The organism is Candidatus Regiella insecticola LSR1, assembly GCF_000143625.1.
Taxonomy (GTDB): Bacteria; Pseudomonadota; Gammaproteobacteria; order Enterobacterales; family Enterobacteriaceae; genus Regiella; species Regiella insecticola.
Map to the genome: position 1 here is coordinate 1 of NZ_GL379755.1, position 1,568 is coordinate 1,568.

2 protein-coding genes are annotated in these 1,568 nt (G+C 38.1%); both read left to right on the forward strand.

All coding sequences use genetic code 11. The features are described from left to right. A partial coding sequence (locus REG_RS10495; RefSeq protein WP_039909047.1) for a bactofilin family protein occupies positions 1 to 601 on the forward strand: 601 nt, incomplete at its 5' end. 141 nt (positions 602 to 742) lie between these two features. After that, positions 743 to 1,568, forward strand: an 826-nt coding sequence (locus REG_RS10500) for an ABC transporter substrate-binding protein (RefSeq protein WP_006705627.1), incomplete at its 3' end; no start/stop codon positions are given.

Here is a 1,568-nt window from a genome sequence, read left to right on the forward strand (position 1 = left end):
CTATAATTGCCTCATTTATCTACTTTTCGTTCCTGCATTATTTTTCTTATTTTTATTTTTTATGTTGATAAAAACTATGTTTAAAAAGAGAGCAGATAGTAACAATAGTGTGTCATCGGTAGTTAACGTTGCTGTACAAACTGGTACTGTCTTGTCTGGTACACAGCAAGATTTAGCAAAAACAAATACAATTATCGCCTCGGGGACAGTATTGAAAGGAAATATTAATCTTGAAGGTGATATTCAAATCTATGGCGTAGTAATCGGTGATATTAGCGTCACGGAAGGAACAATTAAGCTGATGCGTAGCGGTAATATCGAAGGAAATTTAACGGCACCTCATATTACCGTTGATGGTTGTATTAATGGCGTTTGTGTTTCTGAACATCTAGAAATACTAGAGCATGGTCGATTAAAGGGGATTGTCAAAGGTAGTAACTTCTCGATTAAGAAAGGGGGAGTATTTATTGGTCAATCTGAAATCAGTGAAGAAACAAATGATGCTAAAGATAAAGCCAAGCCCGCTATCTCTAAATCATCAGCACATAAAGAAAAAGTAATTGTAGATCAAGTGCCTACTGAGGCATTAGCGAAAGTGTGATAATTTACCAATCAAAAGGTTATAAACATAGCTTTTTATATTATTTCCTGATCTATCCGTTAATTGTTAGGCTGCGTCAGTACAATCAATCGCTCAGAGTTTGCTGATCATCTGCTCTACAATGCTAGTCAGGAGTTGTCCATGAAACATTTTGTTATAGCAATTACTCTATTTTTTACCAGTTTACTTATCGCGTCTTGCACGCCTAATACGGATAAGCTGGATGCTATTAAAAAAGAAGGGGTTATTCGTATTGCGGTTTTTGATAGTAACCCGCCATTTGGTTACGTAGACTCACAGACGAATAAATTGGTGGGGTACGATGTTGATATTGCCAATGCGCTTGCTAACGCGCTAGGAGTAAAATTGGAACTACGTGCTACTAATCCAGCTAACCGTATAGCATTATTGCAATCGAAAAAAGTTGATTTGATAGCCGCTAATTTTACTATTACCGACGAACGTGCAAAAGAAGTGGATTTTAGTGTGCCTTATTTTGCTACCGGTCAAAAATTTATTGCTCGCAAAGGCGTATTAAAAACGGCTGAAGACATTAATAATTTACGTATTGGCGCTGATAAAGGTACGGTACAAGAAATCACGTTGCGTGAACATTATCCGACCGCGAAGGTGATCTCCTACGATGATACTCCGCTTGCATTTGTTGCTTTACGTAATGGCAATGTACAGGCAATCACTCAGGACGACTCGAAATTAATAGGTCTGCTGGGTAATATCTCGAATGAACAGAAAGCAGATTTTGAAATTTCTCCTTTTAGTATCACTAAGGAATATCAGGGTGTGGCGGTTGCTAAAGGAGAAAAACGTTTAATTGATGCCATCAACGTGGCTTTAATTAAATTAGAACAAGAGGGTGATGCGGCTAAAATATACCATCGTTGGTTTGGGCCTGAAAGCACTGCGCCTTTACCGCGCGGAAATTTTAAATTTGCGCCACTTGATCAGC